The following is a 1,086-nucleotide window of genomic DNA, read 5'->3' as shown; positions in this document are numbered from 1 at the left end:
ATCCAGGTCGCAGGCAGGGCAGTGGCATTGCTCGTCGCATGATCCTGATCACCGGTGCGACAGGCACCATTGGCAGCGCCATCGTCCGTCAGCTCGTCGCCGAGGGCGTGCCCGTCCGGGCAGCCACCCGCGACCCGGAGAACGCGACATTTCCCGCCGGCGTCGAGGTGGTCCGCGTGGACTACCGCGAGCCGGACACCTTCGCCCCCGCGATGACGGGCATCGAGGCCGCGTTCCTCAACGGCCTCCCCGGCCCCGACGACACCGGCGTCGACGCCGCCCTGGTCGCGGCCGCCCGCGAAGCCGGAGTGCGCCGGGTCGTGAAACTCTCCGCCGTCGGCACCGGCGACCCCCGCCTCGACGTCCCCGGCTCCTGGCACGTGCCCGGTGAGGAAGCCGTGCGGAACTCGGGCCTCGAGTGGACGATCCTGCGCCCCAACACCTTCGCGTCCAACACCTTCAGCTGGATCGAACCGCTGACCACCGGTTCCCCGGTACCGAACCTCACCGGCGACGGCAGACAGGCGGTGGTCGACCCCCGCGATGTCGCCGAGGTCGCCACCGCCGCCCTGCGCACCGGCGCACACCACGGCCGGACCTACACCCTCACCGGCCCCACCCTGCAGACCGGCCGCGACCAGGCCGCCGTCCTCGCCGAGATCATCGGCCGCCCGATCACCGTCACCGATATCGCCGAAGCCGACGCCCGCGCCTTCATGACCTCGGCGGGCCTCCCACCCGCCTTCGTCGAGGGCGCCCTGATCGGCCAGACCTTCATCCGAGACGGCCACAACGAGCTGATCTCCGGCGACATCGCCGAGGCTCTGGGCCGCCCAGCTCGCAGCTACGCCGAGTGGGCGGCCGACCACCGCGCCGCCTTCGAGCCGGTCGTCACCGCGGGGTAGCGGCACCCGGCTGGGTGCACGGCCTGGAGCGGTGCTGCTCCGGGCCACACCCGGATCAGTTCATGGTCAGCACCCACGACCCGTTGCAACCCTTACGGTTGTTCAGGTTGCCGTCATAGACCCAGTTGAACACGATCGGCGGGTTCGACGGGAGCCTCCAGCGACCGGACGGCGAGGTCAC

General features: G+C 71.5%; 1 protein-coding gene. It reads left to right on the top strand.

Features of this window, described 5'->3' with window-relative positions; translation table 11 throughout:
- A partial coding sequence (locus ACFWPJ_RS33550; protein ID WP_378857645.1) for an NAD(P)H-binding protein occupies positions 1-905 on the top strand: 905 nt, incomplete at its 5' end.
- Between the last annotated feature and the right edge of the window lie 181 nt (positions 906-1,086).

This window comes from Nocardia sp. NPDC058497 (assembly GCF_042720195.1).
GTDB lineage: Bacteria > Actinomycetota > Actinomycetes > Mycobacteriales > Mycobacteriaceae > Nocardia.
The sequence above is the reverse complement of the archived record's forward strand: the minus strand, read 5'-3'. Positions and strand labels throughout refer to the sequence as shown.